The following is a 17534-nucleotide window of genomic DNA, read 5'->3' as shown; positions in this document are numbered from 1 at the left end:
TAGTTCGAATTATTTTTAAATGTTATTTATAAGACGTCCGCAATAAATTTTTTGTAAAAATACAATATAATATTGCATTCACAAAATTTTTTTAATTTTTTATTTTTTGTATGTTTTTAATTCAAAAATAAGTTGATGTTTTTTGCCGTCGATATCATTTATCTCTATTTCGTAAGAAGTCATTATTTTCTTCTTACGGATAGTAATATGGTTTGTGGCGTAGTTTTTATCAATTAAAATTATGTTTTTTAAAGTTGCGAGATTAATAATATCTTGTTTGGTGATCTCATCAGAGCCATCAACTAAGTTAGCATTGTTGTCATTTACAGAGGGACTTTTCATTCCATAGATTAATGTTGACTAGTGTAAAGTGTTAACTGTGTTTTTGGTTTTCGGTGTAAAATTACAATATAAAATTGTGTTATACAATTTTTTCAGTGTTTTTGATGTATAATTTTTGAATCCCGCTTTTTGGTCTTATTTTTGTTTGTAGTATGCGAAACTTAATCGTATATACATTATTCCACTACAAATTGAAATGTCAAACTGGGAACGTTTAGAAAAAGTAATACAATATTTGGGTTTTAATGTAAACTCATTTGCCAAAGAAATTGGCCTCAACCGTGCGGAAAGATTGTACCAAATAAAAAGAGGTAACTACGCTATTAGTAAAAATCTAGCCGGAACTATTGCTGCGCGTTTTCCAGATATTAATGAAGCTTGGCTGATTACAGGTGAAGGTAATATGTTAAAAGATGGAGACAACTTTTATAAAATACCTTTATATAATGTGAGTCTCGATGATTTCAAAACAGATTTGAGTTTAATGACTGCTGCTCATGAATTGGAAATACCTATTTTGTCGGGCAGTGATTTTGCCATCGTCAATGAGGGTGAAGCCATGTCTCCGGAGATCGAGCATGCCAGTGTAGTATTCGTCAAAGAAGTGGATAAATCTGCCGTAATTTTCGGTGATATTTACTTAATCATTGCTGAGCACATTAAAGTAATTCGTTTTATCCGTGGCTTAGATGAGAATAGATGGAAATTAGTAGCCAAGAACTCAGCCGATTATGATGATATTATCCTTGATCAAAATACCGTAAAAGCAGTGTATAAGGTCAAAGGGGTACTCTCAATGGTTACAATGTAAAATTGTATTTCAATAAAAATTAAACTCATTCTACAAGATGAGTTATTTTTTTATCTCCATAAACTGATTCATTGACGAAATGGATCACAGTGGTAATTTCGTTCAAAAATTATTCACTTCCCGAAAATATTTAGATTAATTTATTAAGGCAATTGCCTCTGGTAACATCTGATATGAACAGATACTAATCATTTGGATTACGGTGTGGAATGTACGGCTATAAAATCTTTACAGCACTGAAGGCCATTGTCCAAGCGTTGCTGATCAGTTCCAGAAATAATTTTATAGTTTGCTTGTAGTCTATTTAGTTCCTGCTGCCATACCTGCATAAAATGTTCTCGTTCCGTCGGAAAATCGCGTAGAGGGTCATCTTGCCATGGTAAATCAATATCCATCAAGAGGTATAAATCATATGGTCTATTCTGGATTTCATTCACAATAAAATCCGGCGTATGCCCAAAGAGATGATCACACCAAATTTTCACTGTCAATATCGTTGTGTCGCAAATTACCAAGGGAGCGGTTACTTGGCTTACGATAGCATTTTCAAGAGCCAGTTGGCCATAATACATGTTTGTTTCGTCCTGTAAAGTATACTGACGATTGAGATGTTCGCAATAGTAGCGCGCATATTCGGGTACACAAAGGGTGTGAAGCTGTGTAGCGAGGTATTTGGCCATTGTAGATTTTCCTGTGGATTCAGGACCTACGACCGCTATTTTTAATGCTGTGTTACTACTATTTGATGCCATGTCCTGCAATAATAGTAAATTTTTGGCAAGTGACTTCTCCTTTATCTATTTTATTATAAAAAGGCACGCTGTGTCCTGCTCGTACCTATTGTACGATTCTATTTGCACAATTTGTGCTGGCAAAGGATTCTGGTTTTGCTTTAAAAACAAAGCCCATGCCTAGAATATACCCCATGGCTTCTTTGAGCGCTACATTGGACTCGAAGTTGGGATTGGTGTTGATGTCTGCATGTACTTCCAGGTCGACATCATATTTTTCTAATAGGTGACAGAGTTGGTAGGCTGTTTCTATGGATTTTTGTACCTCGACCAGCATGCGTTCTTTGATTGTCATGCGGCGTGTGATTTTATCTTTTTGGATAAACATAAATCCACCTTTGTGTTGGCGTAGAAAAACAATAACCGTGGCCATCTCGATGATGCGGCGCTTGACTTGGGAATCCGTGCCGATATAGACTTTGAGTTTATTGCCTATTTGTTTTTCACGCAAAATAGCTGTTTCAACAGCATCTTGGATAGGTATACGGAGATATTCTCCATTGTATTTTTGCCAGTCCATATTTTTGTTTTTTAAGAAGTGATTGTGAAATACTTTGGTACATTTTATATTGAATTTTTTTAGATACTTAATGAATTATTCTTTGGCACCATAGGCCAAATCGCCTGCATCTCCTAAGCCTGGTACAATATACGCTTTGCTCGTAAGTTCCTTGTCTAGGTCACCGATCCAGATCTGTGCTTCGGGAATGAAGGCACGGACATGTTCGACGCCTTCTTCGGAGGCAATGACCGATGCAATATGAAGTTCTTTAATATTGTAGGCACTGAGCAGTTCTTTGCAACACAGTACGAGGCTTTTGCCTGTAGCCAACATGGGATCTGCTACGATTACTACTTTGCCATCCAGATTGGGCGTGTTTTCGTATTTCTTGTGGATTTCAAATTCACCACTTTTTTTTGTGTGTCGAAAAGCAGCGATAAATCCACAATCTGCCTCATCAAATACATTCAAAAATCCCTGATGAAAAGGAAGCCCAGCTCGTATGATGGTAATCAGCACCGGCTGTTCGATTAAAGTCTTCGTTTCTGCGATACCGAGCGGGGTTTCTACCTCGGTCGGCAAATAGGAAAAGGTTTTACTGATTTCATAGGCTATGATTTCCCCTAATCTTTCTAAGTTTCTGCGAAAACGCATTCTGTGCTGCTGAATAGAAATATCGCGTAATTCCGCAATGTAATGATTAGCTATACTATTTTTTTGTGTTAGAATCGTAATCATACCTATCAAGTTTAATCATCAATTTAACAAAAATCTCTGATATATGTTTATATGTTGCCACAATATCTTCTTTGCAATAGGAGATGGTATCAAAAAATGGTATTTTTACGTTAGGAGTATATATGAAATTTGAACTTACATCAGAATATTATCCCACGGGCGACCAACCTGCGGCAATCAAAGAATTGGTAGCGGGTGTGCACGAGGGCGAAATGTATCAAACCCTGCTTGGGGTTACAGGATCGGGTAAAACATTTACCATCGCCAATGTAATCCAGCAGACACAAAAGCCGACTTTAATTCTAAGTCACAATAAAACTTTAGCTGCACAGCTGTATGGGGAATTCAAGCAGTTTTTTCCGAATAATTCGGTCAACTATTTTGTTTCCTACTACGATTATTACCAGCCTGAGGCATTTATTGCTTCGACCAATACATATATCGAGAAAGATCTAGCCATCAATGAAGAGATTGAAAAATTGCGTTTAGCAACTACCTCGGCATTAATGTCGGGACGGCGAGATGTGATTGTGGTTTCGTCGGTATCCTGCATCTATGGTATGGGTAATCCCGAAGATTTCTCGCGATCGATATTCCGATTTGGTGTAGGTACGACTATCTCTCGAAATGCATTTTTGCACCGACTTGTTGAGATCTTGTACGCGCGCACGACGGCAGACTTTAAGCGTGGTACCTTCCGCGTGAAGGGTGATACGGTGGATATTTATCCAGCTTATTTGGATAATGCCTACCGCGTTTCATTTTTCGGGGATGAGATCGACGAATTGGCCGAAATTGATCCGGTGACTGGAAAAACCATTATTAAACATGAGGCGCTGTCTTTATTTCCTGCCAATCTCTTTGTGACGCCAAAGGATAAATTCACCCAGTCTATCTGGTCTATTCAAGAAGAGCTGGTCGCGCGTAAAGTACAATTAGAGGAAGAAGGCAAAATGTTGGAGGCAAAGCGTCTGGAGGAACGTGTCAATTACGATTTGGAAATGATGCGTGAATTGGGCTATTGCTCGGGTATCGAAAACTATTCCCGATTTTTTGATGGTCGTCAGCCTGGGATGCGTCCTTTCTGCTTGTTAGATTACTTCCCAGAAGATTATATGCTCGTGATCGACGAAAGCCATGTGACTTTGCCACAACTGCGGGCCATGTATGGTGGTGACCGCTCGCGAAAAATTTCTCTTGTAGAACACGGATTCCGCTTGCCTGCTGCATTGGACAATAGACCCCTGAATTTTCCAGAATTTGAGTCTTTGACCAATCAAACTATATACGTTTCGGCTACGCCGGGAGATTATGAACTACAAAAAACCGAAGGTGTTTTTGTGGAACAAGTCATACGCCCTACAGGGCTTTTGGATCCTGTGATCGATGTACGGCCAGCGATTAATCAGGTAGATGATTTCTTGGAAGAAGTGGATAAAACCATCAAAGATGGTGGCCGTGTGTTGGCTACGACATTGACCAAGCGCATGGCGGAGGAACTGACCAAATATATGTCTCGACTCAATATAAAAGTACGATATATCCACTCTGAAGTGAAAACACTGGAAAGGGTTGAAATTTTGCGCGGACTAAGGTTGGGTGAGTTTGATGTTTTGGTGGGTGTAAACCTTTTGCGGGAGGGCTTGGACCTGCCGGAAGTTACTTTGGTCGCAATATTGGATGCAGACAAAGAGGGATTCTTACGATCCGAGCGTTCGTTGATACAGACCATCGGACGTGCTGCGCGTAATGAAAAAGGACGTGTAATTATGTACGCCGACAAAATAACCGATAGTATGAAAATTACTATTGAGGAAACTAACAGAAGACGCGATAAGCAGATTGCCTACAATATTGAACATAATATTGTGCCACGTACAGTGGGCAAATCGCGCGAAGAAATTTTGGAGCAGACTTCAGTAGCTAATTATATTTCCGGAGAAGTCAAGGCTTATGTAGAACCTGATGCTACATCAATCATTGCAGCAGATCCTTTGATGGAATATATGGGTGAAAAAGAGTTTAGCAAAGCAATTGAGACAGTGCGCAAGCGTATGGAGAAAGCAGCTAAAGATATGGACTTCCTAGGAGCGGCCAAACTGAGGGATGAGATGTTTGCTATGGAAGCAACATACAAAGAAAGATTTGGGTAATCTCAAATCTTTCTTATTGTCTTTCCTGAAACAATTTTATCGTATTTAAGCTCAGCGTCCAGCAGTAATTTTCTCGCGTAAGATTAAATTTTCCATTTGTAAAAGTGGAATCAGTGCTTTGCTCTAAAATGATGCTATCATCTTCATCAGGCACAAATATTTCCGCTTTCTTTTGTGTGCTGTCAATGAGAATGTGCGCCGCAGTCTGATAGGTGTTAGCAGTGTTGAGAATCTCTAAGGTAACCCCCACTTCGAAGGGACGAATACAGTCTTTTTTCAATTGAGACCAAGTATAACCTGCTGTAGTCACGCAGCCATTATTATCTCTTGTATTGCTTACCCGTGCTATAGTATCAGCTGCAGCCGGCGAATTTGATGTATTATTTGATGATTGACAACTCATCAAACATACTAGTATAATTAAAAATAGGTTAATCTTCATATGTGCATATTGTAGTGGATGTCCTATTTTATACAAAAAATATTCCGAACAGTATTTTTCTTATTTTATTGCAGTACTTTTATTTTATTTATAACAAAGTATTGTTATGTTTATCCTATTGCTAAAGTTTTATTGTAATAATTATTAAAGTGTTAACAAAAAAAAGTGTCTTAGTTATCAAATTCGGTTCAGCTTCGGTGACCACTGATGGAGAAATAGACGAAAGAATAATTCTGGAAATCGCTCGGCAAGTATCTTTTTTACAACAGCGATACAATATTGTAATCGTGTCTTCTGGCGCGGTGGCGGCAGGGAAGAAGTATATTCCAAAGTATAAAGGCACTTTGGCGCAACGTAAGGCTGCTGCTGCCATTGGTAATCCTTTATTGGTACGTAAATATGCTACGTATTTCAAACCTTTTAAAATAGCATTAGCACAGAGTCTTTGTGAACGCCACCATTTTTCCAATAGGGAGCAATTCTTGCAATTAAAAAGCACGTATGAGACGCTATGGAAAAATAATGTTATCCCTATTGCTAACGAAAATGATGTAGTAAGCAACAAAGAGCTTAAATTTTCGGACAACGACGAGTTGGCGACTTTGATAGCTGCGGGATTTGGTGCAGAGAAGCTCCTATTGTGTACGTCTGTGCCTGGCGTGTTGGATCAGAATGGGGAGGTGATTAAACAGATCGATCATATTGATGCCCAAATTCTGTCGTTAGCACGCAAAGATAAATCTTCAGTTGGGCTAGGAGGGATGACATCCAAACTTAATTTTGCGCGTTTGGCTACCAAAATGGGTATAGAGGTGGTTATATTTAATATGCAAGGCGAAGATAAAATCATACAGGCTGTGCAGGGGCAGACAGGAACTATCTGCGTGGCACAAACGAAAAAGGTGTCATCACGACAAAAATGGATGGCCAGCGGAAGCTTGATTAAAGGGCTCGTAACCATTGACAAGGGTGCTTTAGCTGCTATTCGGAATCGTAAAAGTCTACTGGCGGTGGGTATTATCCACATAATTGAACATTTTGAAGTCGGCGAGGTTTTTCATATCGCTGATGAAGAAGGGACCATTCATGCGGTTGCTAAATCCAAAATTGATTCCATCACGATGAAGACCAAAGATAAAACCAAAAATCTGGAAATTGCACATGTGGATGATATTGTACTATTATAAGAGAAAACATGGGAAGTATACAAGCACAACTTAGTACAGCACAGAAAGCAAAAAAATCTATACAAAGGCTGTTACTTGCTGATAAGCAAGCGATTTTAATAGGTTTGTCCGAAAGATTGCTGGAAAATATGGATCACATAATCCAAGAAAACCAGCGTGATTTGCAGCGCATGAGCCCGACTGATTCGAAATATGATAGACTGTTGTTGAACAAAGAGCGCATAATCAGTCTTTCGAATAGCGTACTGGATGTTGCAAATCTTCCAGATCCTACGGGAAAGATTTTATCTTCTAAGCGTTTGCCAAACGGTTTGACCATTGAGAAAAAATCAGTAGCGCTGGGCGTGGTTGCTGTGATTTATGAAGCCCGACCGAACGTAACTATTGATGTTGCAGCCCTTTGTATCCAGTCAGGCAATGTGTGTTTGCTTCGCGGAGGATCAGATGCGGTTTTTACCAATACGTATTTGGTGCAGCTAATTCAAGAATCTTTAACGGCACAAGGAGTTGATGAGCATATTGTGCAATTGTTGCCTACGGATCGAGCGCTGCTGCATGAATTGCTTACCGCTACTCAATATGTGGATATCATTATTCCGCGAGGCTCACAATCTTTAATTGATTTTGTACGGGCGAATGCTAAGGTTCCGGTTATCGAAACGGGGGCAGGTGTGTGCCACACCTATGTAGACAAATTCGCGGATTTGGAAAAAGCAGTCGCTATTGTGGTGAATGCAAAAACTTCCCGTCCTTCGGTATGCAATTCCCTAGATACCATTTTGGTGGATAGCGAAGTGGCTGAACCCTTTATTCAAAAATTAGCTTCGCATTTTATACCATTCCAAGTAGAGGTGTTTGCTTCCGAAGAAGTTTATCCGCATTTCGCAGCCCAAAATTATCCGTATTTGACACAGGCACAAGATGGAGATTTTGGTAGAGAATTTTTGGATTTTAAATGTTCTATAAAAGCTGTTGAGGGTTTATCCGAAGCTTTGGAGCATATAGAAAAATATTCCTCTAAGCATTCAGAATGTATTGTTTCGAAGAATGAACAACATATAGAAATATTTTTGCAGATGGTAGATGCTGCGGCCGTATATGCGAATGCTTCTACCCGGTTTACAGATGGTGGGGAGTTTGGCTTAGGTGCAGAAATTGGTATATCAACGCAAAAACTGCACGCTCGTGGACCGTTTGCTTTGGAAAAGCTAGTCACCGAAAAATGGTATATTCGTGGTGACGGACAAATAAGATAAGCGATGGGCATACGATACGAAAAAGATACAATTCTGAATTGGGTTAATGAGATGGGCAAATTTTTGCGATTGCTTGTCGAGCAATGGGAAGGGCAGTTGCAGGATTTGGAACCTCAAACTATACAGCAAGGTTATCAGGATTTTTTTAATAAAGAACGTGAAGATTTGTTGCAATTGACCGAACAAGAGCTTATGGTTTATGCCGCTTCGCTAGAGCCTGAGCAGATCCGACCGTTAGCACAACTGCTCATGTATGATGGTCTTTTGCAGCAGGACCAAATGGCTTTGCAAAAAGCGAAAGTGCTGTTTGACTATCATATGCGATCTTCTGGCAGTTTCTCCTTCGAAGACTATGGATATTTAAGTCAGATAGAAAAAGCATTAAAATAGAAAAAGTCGGCATTGCCGACTTTTTCTATTTTAATATTTCCCTTGCGATAACCAATCGCTGTATTTCGGAAGTCCCTTCATAGATTTGAGTAATTTTTGCATCCCGCATCAGGCGTTCCACGTGATATTCTTTCACATAACCATACCCACCATGAATCTGTACAGCCTCTACAGTATGTTTCATAGCTACTTCTGAAGTATGCAATTTGGCCATGGCCGCTTCTTTTCCGTAAGGAAGACCTTGGTCTTTTGTCCATGCAGCCTTATATGTCAGTAATCTAGCTGCTTCGATTTCTACTTCCATATCGGCTAGCTTGAATTGTATAGCTTGATGATTGGAAATGGGTTTGCCAAAAGTTTTTCTTTCTTGCGAATAGGCCAGTGCCAGATCATATGCGCCTGCAGCAATGCCTAAGGCTTGTGCTGCGATGCCGATACGACCGCCATCCAATGTTTTCATCGCAAATTTGAATCCGAAGCCGTCCTCGCCGATACGGTTTTCTTTTGGAACTATTACATCCGAGAACATCAAAGAGTGCGTGTCGGAGCTCCGAATACCGAGTTTATTTTCTTTTGGACCAATTGTAAATCCTGGAGTTCCTTTTTCTACGATGAGTACGTTAATACCTTTGTGGCCAAGTTCTGGATTTGTCTGTGCGATGACCAAATATATATCGGCGTTCCCACCGTTTGTAATCCAGTTTTTGGTGCCGTTCAATACATAATGATCTCCTTTGTCTTCGGCTAATGTATGCTGTGAAGATGCATCAGAGCCCGCTTCGGGTTCCGAGAGGGCAAAGGCGCCAAGCTTTTGACCTTGGGCAAGAGGTACAAGATATTTTCGTTTTTGCTCTTCCGAACCGTATTCATTGAGTCCCCAAAGCACAAGAGAATTATGTGCTGACATAATCACCGCTGCTGAAGCATCGATTTTGGCAATTTCTTCCAAGGCCAAGACATACGCTAGCGTGTCCATTCCAGCACCTCCATATTCTTCAGGAGTCATGATACCCATAAAACCCAATTCACCCATTTTTTTTACAAAATCAAATGGAAACTTAGCCTCTTCATCACGGGCTATAACACCAGCTTTAAGCTCTTGCGCAAATTCCCGAGCAGCTTGTTGAATCATTTTATGTTCTTCGGATAGTTCAAAGTTCATGACAATAAGTTTTATATGGTTGTATACCAAATATAAATAATTTTTTACTATGCTAGCATAATATTTTTATAGAAAAATTTTTATTAAATTCGAATACACATATTATGACAGATTTTTCTAACCAACAGATCCTGGTTTCCGAATTGCCTGAATGGCAATCAGTCCAGTTTGAAAAGATTTCCCCTAAATATAAAATGGTCTTACTGATTCGCTATATGCTGCTAATAGTGATTTTCGTCAGTGTATTTTTCATTATTTTTTCTCACAAAGATCAACCCTGGGATGCAACCTATCAAAATATTCTCTTGGGAGGGCTTGGCCTTCTTTTGGTTTTATTGGGAATAAGTTTATGGTCCCTGCGTTATTGGGGGTATGCACTGCGCGAGAATGATATGCTTTATCGCTCGGGTATCTTCAGTAAATCGGTTAAAATAATTCCTTTCAGACAGGTGCAGCATGTGGATATTAAAGAAGGTGCGCTATCCCGTATATTTGGATTATCCAGTATCGCATTGCATACAGCAGGAGTGGGTGAAGGTCTGGTTGTGCCAGGAATCCAGCACGCCACTGTCTCTTACATTCAGGAATATATTTCACAGAAAATCGTCAATAAGTCTCATTAGATTTTATGGAGGAAGTACGCGCTTTAACTCATCCCCAGAGGCTGAATTCGTTGGGTTACCTGATCAATATTCTTAAGACTTTCGTCAAACTCTTGAAGCAATTTGTGTTTCTATTTGCTTATATTTTCATTCAACGTCGTGAAATTCTACAGTCGAGCTACTTATGGCTCATAATTCTGGGATTTATAATTATCGTGGTGATCATAGCCTATGTGAATTTTATTTCTTTCAAATATTATATCGACGAAGAAAAGGATGAATTTGTTGTGCAGAAAGGCTTTTTCAGTAAGTCTAAGATTGTTATAAAATTCAGCAATATTCTGCAAGTCAATATTACGCAAAACGTGCTGCAGAAGGCGCTTTCCCTCTATAGCCTCACGCTAGATACAGCAGGTAGTGATAAGGTTGAGGTGGATCTGTATGCTTTGGACGGCACCAGTGCCAGTACACTGAAAAGAATATTACTTGCAAAAATTAATAAGGTGGCTGATCCGAATGATGTTTCGCCCAGCAATAGCGATACGAATCTAATTGATTCTACTCGTCAAAGACAGTCTCTTGTTTCTCTACCTGAAAAGAATATATTGCTATTTAGCCTTTTTAGTAATTATCGCCAAGGCTTTGCGCTTTTCCTTGCCTTTATAGCTTATATTTTGCAGCATCTACTTGATGCATTGGATACCTTTGATACGGATGTGGATAGCTTGGAGGTTCCCCAATATTTATCTAATTCGTTGTTTTTGATTGGGATTGTACTGGCACTCTTGCTTGTTACTATTCCATTTGTAATCAATATGGTCCGGTACTTTTTCAAATATTATGATTTCAGTATTGTTAGAAATGAAGCTGGTACATTCAGTATGCAATATGGTCTTTTTAAGAAGGTGAATACCATATTCAATCAAGATAAAGTACAGCTAGTCCTATTCAAGCAAAATCGACTTCTGAAAAGATTTGGTATCGGAATAGTGTCGCTAAAACAATTGGTATCGGATTTGGCGAAAGCGGATAAAAGCAGTGTGGACATTCCCGGCATAACGGTAAGCGATAAAGAAATTGTCTTTAATCTTGCTTTGGGTGAGGATATTTACAGGAATCAGGAATTGCTCAAACCTCGAATTGGTCTTTTTATCAGTATGCTCTTCAAAGCATTGCTTTTATTTTCTGTACTAAATGTAGCCCTACTCCAAATGAATCTAGCGCCTATGATATTCTATCCGGTGCTGATTGCGGGTATTTTAGTCGCTGTTGTCTATTCCTATTTTTATTATAGAAGCTATACGCTCATCTTTACCCAAAGTCATATCATTAAGCGTTATGGCGTGTGGAATGAAAAAGAGCTCATTATTCCTATAAGCAGGACGCAAGGAGTAGAGGTGTCCCAAACTTTTTTTCAACGTAAATCATCCTCTGCGAATCTTTATGTATCGACTGCTGCAAAAAGGATAAGTTTTAAGTTCTTTCCACTGGTGCGTGTGAACTATATTGTTGATTATATGTTATATTTTGTAGAAAAGTAGAAATTTCTCTTCTTTTTTTATTGCAAAACAAATATAGTCTACTATATTTGTAGAGTAAATAGATTTTTAATATAAACACACATAGATATGAGTTTAAGATTAGGAGATGATGCGCCAAACTTTAGAGCGCAAACAACGATGGGAGAGATTGATTTTTACGCGTATACAGAAGGCAGTTGGGTAGTATTGTATTCACATCCCTCTGATTTTACGCCGGTATGTACTACAGAATTAGGCCGTACTGCACAATTGAAGTCTGAATTTGAAAAACGTAATGTTAAAGTTCTTGCTTTGAGTGTAGATCCGGTTGAAGAACATCTAGAGTGGGTTAAAGATATTAATGAGACTCAAAATACGACCGTAGATTTTCCGATTATTGCGGACAAAGATCGCAAAGTTGCGGAATTGTATGATATGATTCACCCCAATGCCTCCGCTACGGCTACTGTACGTTCTGTATTTGTCATCGGACCAGATCGTAAAATCAAATTGACATTAACTTATCCAGCTTCTACGGGACGTAATTTTAATGAGATATTACGTGTTATTGATTCATTGCAGCTGACAGCGGACTATTCTGTCTCTACACCAGCAGATTGGAAAGATGGAGAAGATGTGATCGTAGTTCCAGCAATTAAAACAGAGGATATTCCTGCTAAATTTCCAAAAGGATATACAGAAATAAAACCTTACCTGCGTGTAACTCCTCAGCCAAATAAATAATCTGAGGTTACTCAATGGATGATAATAACGAAAAAGCCAACTATTTAGTTGGCTTTTTCGTTATACTCATTTTTTCTTTTCCTCAACATGTAAGACACAATGACCGCAGAGATAACAATAATGATTAAATGAATCAGCAGTTGCTTGTAATCTACTGTGTATGCCTCGTTGCTAGAGAAGTATAAAAATAGCTGCGTAGCTCCTAGTAAAGACAAGAATATGAATAAATATATCCAAAAAGTTTTCATGTTAAATCTAAGGTATCAAATATCTAATAATCAGACAAATAAAAAGATGACAAAAAAGGACACGTAAGCGTGTCCTTCTACGATATGATTTATTTTAGACTAACCTGATTAATAAACTTTTACAATGTATATAAAGTCTTGTAACTTTTTGATCTGCTCGGTGCGACTTAATTTGTTAAGGGAGTTTTTATTGTTAAGCACAATGTTACCCTTTAAAGACTCTTGCGGTATGCGGTTAAGCGTTTCGACTAATTCCTTCGTTTTAATGGCAAATGCTGCACCATCTATTCCTTTTTGTTTACCCGAAATAATACCCACTACATTACCTTGCGCATCAAGGACAGGGCCACCGCTGTTACCTGGGTTTACTGGTATCGAGATTTGGTAAGCTATAGTATCTCCGGCATAACCTGTATTCGAACTCAAATATCCTTGACCATAGACAGCTTCATCACGTGGGAAACCAATAGTGTATATATCTTCACCTACGTCCGTAAGCTGTTTTTTGAAGGTGTAAGGTATGGCTTTTGTATTTCTGAAGCTGGAATCTACGATACGTAGAATAGCCAAATCTTTTTCTGCATCTGAGTGAATGATCTCGGCGCGAAATGCTCGGCCTTTGTTATTTTGTAAGTGTATAGAGTCTGCTCCATTCACCACGTGATAGTTGGTCACTACATAACCGTCTTTTGTCAATAAAAAACCAGTCGCTCCAAAATGAGTAGGAGTGGTTTCTTTATTGGACTTATCGCTATTGTTAATGTTTTGAATGACTTTATTTTGTGCTGTCACATTACGTTTTACGGAATTCATCTCGCGGCGCAAAGCACTATAATCAGAAGTTGCTTTCTTGACATCTGTAAAATAGCCAGTCAGCCATAAAGTAGTGAATACCGAAATCAAAGCCACGGCTGCTGCCACGCCTGTATTAATTTGCAATCTGCTCCAGAATGAAATAACCTTAGCGCCAAAGTCACCTTTGTGAGTAGGCGCCTCAACTTTAGTTGCTTCCTCTGCCAATGCCGCTTTGAAACTGTTTCTTGCTTCAGCTTCTTTTAGTGTATTGATGAAATCTTGGTGTGTGCTAAAAATTTCTGCGTATTCTGGATTCGCTTTGCAATAATCTTCAAACGCCTGTGCATCTACACCTGTAAGGTCGCCTCTTAAATATTGGTCTGCCCATTCTATGAACTGATGCCTTTGCATGTTACTCTTTGATTTTATTCGTAAAAAATATCTTTTTGAGACGTTGTAAGCATTTGTACTTTTGCGTCTTGGCGTTATCGCTGTTTGTGTATCCAAACTTCTCTGTGATCTCTTGCATAGACAAGTTTTTGATATAAAAATCTTTCAACAATGTCTGACAAGGTTCACCAAGTTGATACATCGCCTCGTTCATTTGCTCGAATTGATTCTCAATTTCTTGATGTTCTTGGATATCCTCCTCTACGTGCAGTATATCTTCGAAGTCCGATATATCCGTCGTATTTAAGGTATGTCCTTTGCGAGACAATTGCTTCAGCCATAAGCGTCGTGAGACCGCGTATAAAAAAGTACTGAGCTTACTATTCAGCTCAAATTGCTGCTGAGTAATCTTATCGTACAATACCATCACGGCTTCTTGAAATACATCTTTCGCCTCATCGTTGCTCCCATTATTGCTCACTATCATATGTGCAATAGAAGGAAAGAAAGATTTGTAAATCTTATTGATGATTCGATTGTCTCCCACTGCAATGCCTGCAATGATCTCCGTATCCGAAACTTCAATTGATGATATGTTCTTGATCTTACTCACTTATTAATACCCAAAAATCCAAATAGTAACCCTTTGAAAATTAAATTTAAGATATAAAAAATATTTGTATCAAACGTAGCAGATTTTTTAATGAAAACCCAATAAACTTAAACAAATTGCTAAGGTAATAAATTAACTTATTGGGATACAAGTCATTTGTTTTGAGGGAGGATAGACGGTTTGTATTACTGTATATAATAGAGCTATGCCATCACCTGAATGGGCTAACTATATATGAATGTGTTTAACGGAGTAGGGGGTTAGGTAATTGTTGGAAGGTAGGAGGCAAATGGTTGAAAACCAAAAAAGGTTATCCAAGTGAATGAATAACCTTTTTATTTTCTTTGGCGGTCTGGACGGGACTCGAACCCGCGACCCCATGCGTGACAGGCATGTATTCTAACCAGCTGAACTACCAGACCATTTTTGTTTTAAATCTTGACTCAGACAAGCAATTCTTCCGCAAAACGGAATAATCAAACTCCATGAGCTAACAGATTAAAAATTTTTAATTGTTGTTGTTAAAAAGAATTTTAGCGGTCTGGACGGGACTCGAACCCGCGACCCCATGCGTGACAGGCATGTATTCTAACCAGCTGAACTACCAGACCTTTTTTTATCTTGACTCAGGCAAGCGACTCTCCCAAAAAAGGATATTCACCTTGCTGAATTAATAGATCTAAAATCTTTTTATAATGTGTTAAAGAACGATTGAAAAATGGAGAAATAATTTGGCGGTCTGGACGGGACTCGAACCCGCGACCCCATGCGTGACAGGCATGTATTCTAACCAGCTGAACTACCAGACCAAAATTATTTTCAATATTTTTCAGAACGATGAAAGAAAGCTTTCTTTATCTTTGCGGTCTGGACGGGACTCGAACCCGCGACCCCATGCGTGACAGGCATGTATTCTAACCAGCTGAACTACCAGACCTTTTTTGTTTTAAATCTTGACTCCGACAAGTGACTTTCCGATGTTCGGAATTTCGAACTTGCTGGGCGACCAGACTAAAACCCTTCATCTGAGAAGGTGTGCAAATATAGGGCTGTTTTGCGTAAAAACAAACTTTTTTTTCAAAAAATTAGTCTGTCGAACCATCCTTCATCTTCTCTGCATTCTCTGCGAATTGTAATGCATCGATAATGTCCTGAATATCACCATCCATGATCGCTGGAAGATTGTACATGGTCAATCCGATGCGATGTTCGGTCACACGACCTTGTGGATAATTATACGTACGGATTTTTGCCGAACGGTCTCCAGTTGATACTAAAGTCTTACGTTTGGCAGCAATATCTCCGTTTTTTTTGTTCAATTCAATCTCATAAAGTTTGTTACGAAGCATCTCCATTGCTAATTCACGATTGGCTAATTGTGAGCGTTCGACTTGACAAACTACCACGATACCTGTTGGTTTGTGCGTCAATTGTACTTTCGTTTCTACTTTATTGACGTTCTGACCACCAGCACCTCCCGAACGGGATGTTTGTAGTTCGATGTCGCCTGGATTTAACTCTACGTCTACTTCTTCGGCCTCAGGTAAAACAGCTACCGAAGCTGCTGAAGTATGTACACGACCTTGTGTTTCGGTATCAGGTACGCGTTGTACACGGTGTACACCGGATTCATATTTCAATTGACCGTATACATCTTCGCCGATTACTTTTAGGATTACCTCTTTATAACCGCCGGAAGTACCTTCTGTAACATCCATTACTTCATTGCGCCATCCTTTTTTCTCAAAATAGCGTGTATACATACGGTACAAGTCTCCTGCAAAAATAGCCGCTTCGTCACCACCGGTTCCACCACGAATTTCGATGATCGCATTTTTGGCATCCTCTGGATCTTTAGGGATTAGCATCAAACGAATTTCTTCTTCTTTCTCTTCTTTTTGTTGATACAGAAGATCTTGTTCTTCTTTGGCCATTTCCCGCAATTCTTGATCTTTTTCATTCACAAGAATGTCTTTGTTAGCCTCCATGTTGCTAACGATATTTTTATAGATATGGTATTGTTCTACGATTTTGCCAAGGTCTTTGTATTCTTTATTCAGCTTTGCAAAACGTTTCATATCAGAGATGGTTTCTGGCTTGCTTAATTCAGCCTCCACTTCTTCCCATCTTTCTTTAATAGCTTGTAATTTTTCTAACATAATTCTAAATCCTATGGGTCTATTTTGCCTGTAGGAAAGGCAAAATTACTGAAAATTTATGTTAAAATCGTAGATTTTGTTTAATGACTTGAAACTACTTTCAGGCCCACGATGGATGCAATAAGTGTAAAAATGAAGAATATACGCCAAAAATCAGCCGGCTCTTTAAAGAAAAATATGCCCATCAAAACTGTTCCTACGGCACCGATACCCGTCCATACAGCATATGCTGTACCTAATGGCAGTGTTTGAGTCGCTTTGATTAATAAGCCCATACTAGCAAATAGACATACGGCAAATCCTAAGTACCACATGTACATCATAGACCCTGTGCTTTCTTTTGCTTTGCCAAGACAGGTTGTGAATCCCACTTCAAATAGACCGCCGAGTATTAAAAATATCCAATTCATGTTTTTTTATTTGTTGCTGATACAAAAGTGCTTAATCCTATGGACATAAAATTTTACAAATGATAAAAAAAAGAGGCCGTATCAAAACATCAAAAGTTAGATACGGCTTTTTATTTATTAATCGTCAGCTTCTTTCCTGAGTATTTCCTGAATTTGATATATTTTCCTTTTTTTGGAAAAAAACATTTAAAAGTGCCTATTTAGGCTACTTTTTTCCTTAAGTTTTGTGCAATTGCTAATAAAGCCCACTCAATTTCCACCTTTTGCTTGCCTTTGAGC

At 38.9% G+C, this 17534-nt stretch carries 18 protein-coding genes and 4 tRNA genes; 8 read left to right on the top strand and 14 right to left on the bottom strand.

Annotated features, from left to right (window positions below):
* Positions 1-99: 99 nt before the first annotated feature.
* The gene (locus EDC17_RS02535; RefSeq protein WP_132776579.1) at positions 100-342 is read right to left on the bottom strand and encodes a hypothetical protein; all 243 of its coding nucleotides are present in this window, start codon (positions 340-342) and stop codon (positions 100-102) included.
* Positions 343-538: 196 nt separating this feature from the next.
* Here EDC17_RS02535 and EDC17_RS02530 point away from each other — a divergent pair, with 196 nt between their 5' ends.
* Positions 539-1153, top strand: a complete 615-nt coding sequence (locus tag EDC17_RS02530) for a S24 family peptidase (protein WP_132776577.1) — start codon at positions 539-541, stop codon at positions 1151-1153.
* Between the two features lie 197 nt (positions 1154-1350).
* Here the strand turns inward: EDC17_RS02530 and EDC17_RS02525 are convergent, their stop codons facing one another.
* From EDC17_RS02525 to upp, 3 genes are all read right to left on the bottom strand, one after another.
* Entirely contained in the window at positions 1351-1905 is a 555-nt protein-coding gene (locus tag EDC17_RS02525; RefSeq protein ID WP_132776576.1) for an AAA family ATPase, read from the bottom strand.
* A gap of 85 nt (positions 1906-1990) precedes the next feature.
* Entirely contained in the window at positions 1991-2464 is a 474-nt protein-coding gene (locus tag EDC17_RS02520) for a ribonuclease H-like YkuK family protein (RefSeq protein WP_132776574.1), read from the bottom strand.
* Between the two features lie 75 nt (positions 2465-2539).
* A complete protein-coding gene (gene upp, locus EDC17_RS02515; RefSeq protein ID WP_132776572.1) occupies positions 2540-3184 on the bottom strand; it encodes a uracil phosphoribosyltransferase in 645 nt (214 codons plus the stop codon).
* A 122-nt stretch (positions 3185-3306) separates the two neighbouring features.
* Here upp and uvrB point away from each other — a divergent pair, with 122 nt between their 5' ends.
* Entirely contained in the window at positions 3307-5337 is a 2031-nt protein-coding gene (uvrB, locus tag EDC17_RS02510; protein ID WP_132776570.1) for an excinuclease ABC subunit UvrB, read from the top strand.
* Between the two features lie 13 nt (positions 5338-5350).
* Here uvrB and EDC17_RS02505 read toward each other — a convergent pair whose 3' ends face one another.
* A complete protein-coding gene (locus EDC17_RS02505; RefSeq protein WP_132776568.1) occupies positions 5351-5779 on the bottom strand; it encodes a hypothetical protein in 429 nt (142 codons plus the stop codon).
* Positions 5780-5928: 149 nt separating this feature from the next.
* Between EDC17_RS02505 and proB the strand changes: the two genes are divergently transcribed.
* From proB to EDC17_RS02490, 3 genes are read left to right on the top strand one after another with little or no spacing between them, the layout of a single operon-like run.
* Entirely contained in the window at positions 5929-6966 is a 1038-nt protein-coding gene (proB, locus tag EDC17_RS02500; RefSeq protein WP_132776566.1) for a glutamate 5-kinase, read from the top strand.
* An 8-nt stretch (positions 6967-6974) separates the two neighbouring features.
* A complete protein-coding gene (locus EDC17_RS02495; protein WP_132776564.1) occupies positions 6975-8222 on the top strand; it encodes a glutamate-5-semialdehyde dehydrogenase in 1248 nt (415 codons plus the stop codon).
* A 3-nt stretch (positions 8223-8225) separates the two neighbouring features.
* Complete coding sequence (locus EDC17_RS02490; protein ID WP_132776562.1) at positions 8226-8612, top strand: hypothetical protein; 387 nt, start codon at positions 8226-8228, stop codon at positions 8610-8612.
* Positions 8613-8637: 25 nt separating this feature from the next.
* On the opposite strand, the gene EDC17_RS02485 is transcribed toward EDC17_RS02490, so the two are convergent.
* Positions 8638-9774 (bottom strand): acyl-CoA dehydrogenase, encoded by a 1137-nt coding sequence (locus tag EDC17_RS02485; RefSeq protein ID WP_132776560.1) that lies wholly within the window; start codon positions 9772-9774, stop codon positions 8638-8640.
* Positions 9775-9878: 104 nt separating this feature from the next.
* Between EDC17_RS02485 and EDC17_RS02480 the strand changes: the two genes are divergently transcribed.
* The 3 genes from EDC17_RS02480 to EDC17_RS02470 all read left to right on the top strand — a co-directional run bounded on the left by EDC17_RS02480 (position 9879) and on the right by EDC17_RS02470 (position 12640).
* Complete coding sequence (locus EDC17_RS02480) at positions 9879-10397, top strand: PH domain-containing protein (protein ID WP_132776558.1); 519 nt, start codon at positions 9879-9881, stop codon at positions 10395-10397.
* Between the two features lie 5 nt (positions 10398-10402).
* Positions 10403-11917, top strand: a complete 1515-nt coding sequence (locus EDC17_RS02475) for a PH domain-containing protein (RefSeq protein WP_132776557.1) — start codon at positions 10403-10405, stop codon at positions 11915-11917.
* An 87-nt stretch (positions 11918-12004) separates the two neighbouring features.
* Positions 12005-12640, top strand: a complete 636-nt coding sequence (locus EDC17_RS02470) for a peroxiredoxin (protein WP_132776555.1) — start codon at positions 12005-12007, stop codon at positions 12638-12640.
* 356 nt (positions 12641-12996) lie between these two features.
* Here the strand turns inward: EDC17_RS02470 and EDC17_RS02465 are convergent, their stop codons facing one another.
* From EDC17_RS02465 to EDC17_RS02430, 8 genes are all read right to left on the bottom strand, one after another.
* A complete protein-coding gene (locus tag EDC17_RS02465) occupies positions 12997-14094 on the bottom strand; it encodes a S1C family serine protease (RefSeq protein WP_132776553.1) in 1098 nt (365 codons plus the stop codon).
* Position 14095: 1 nt separating this feature from the next.
* A complete protein-coding gene (locus EDC17_RS02460) occupies positions 14096-14686 on the bottom strand; it encodes an RNA polymerase sigma factor (RefSeq protein ID WP_132776551.1) in 591 nt (196 codons plus the stop codon).
* Positions 14687-15031: 345 nt separating this feature from the next.
* Positions 15032-15108, bottom strand: a tRNA-Asp gene (locus tag EDC17_RS02455).
* A gap of 115 nt (positions 15109-15223) precedes the next feature.
* A tRNA-Asp gene (locus EDC17_RS02450) sits at positions 15224-15297 on the bottom strand.
* A gap of 121 nt (positions 15298-15418) precedes the next feature.
* Positions 15419-15495: transfer RNA gene (locus EDC17_RS02445), tRNA-Asp, on the bottom strand.
* Between the two features lie 54 nt (positions 15496-15549).
* Positions 15550-15623, bottom strand: a tRNA-Asp gene (locus EDC17_RS02440).
* A gap of 148 nt (positions 15624-15771) precedes the next feature.
* Complete coding sequence (gene prfA / locus EDC17_RS02435; RefSeq protein ID WP_132776549.1) at positions 15772-16845, bottom strand: peptide chain release factor 1; 1074 nt, start codon at positions 16843-16845, stop codon at positions 15772-15774.
* 80 nt (positions 16846-16925) lie between these two features.
* Entirely contained in the window at positions 16926-17255 is a 330-nt protein-coding gene (locus EDC17_RS02430) for a DMT family transporter (protein WP_132776547.1), read from the bottom strand.
* Between the last annotated feature and the right edge of the window lie 279 nt (positions 17256-17534).

Source organism: Sphingobacterium alimentarium (assembly GCF_004342685.1).
GTDB classification, from domain to species: domain Bacteria; phylum Bacteroidota; class Bacteroidia; order Sphingobacteriales; family Sphingobacteriaceae; genus Sphingobacterium; species Sphingobacterium alimentarium.
This window is presented reverse-complemented; position numbering and strand designations above follow the sequence as displayed.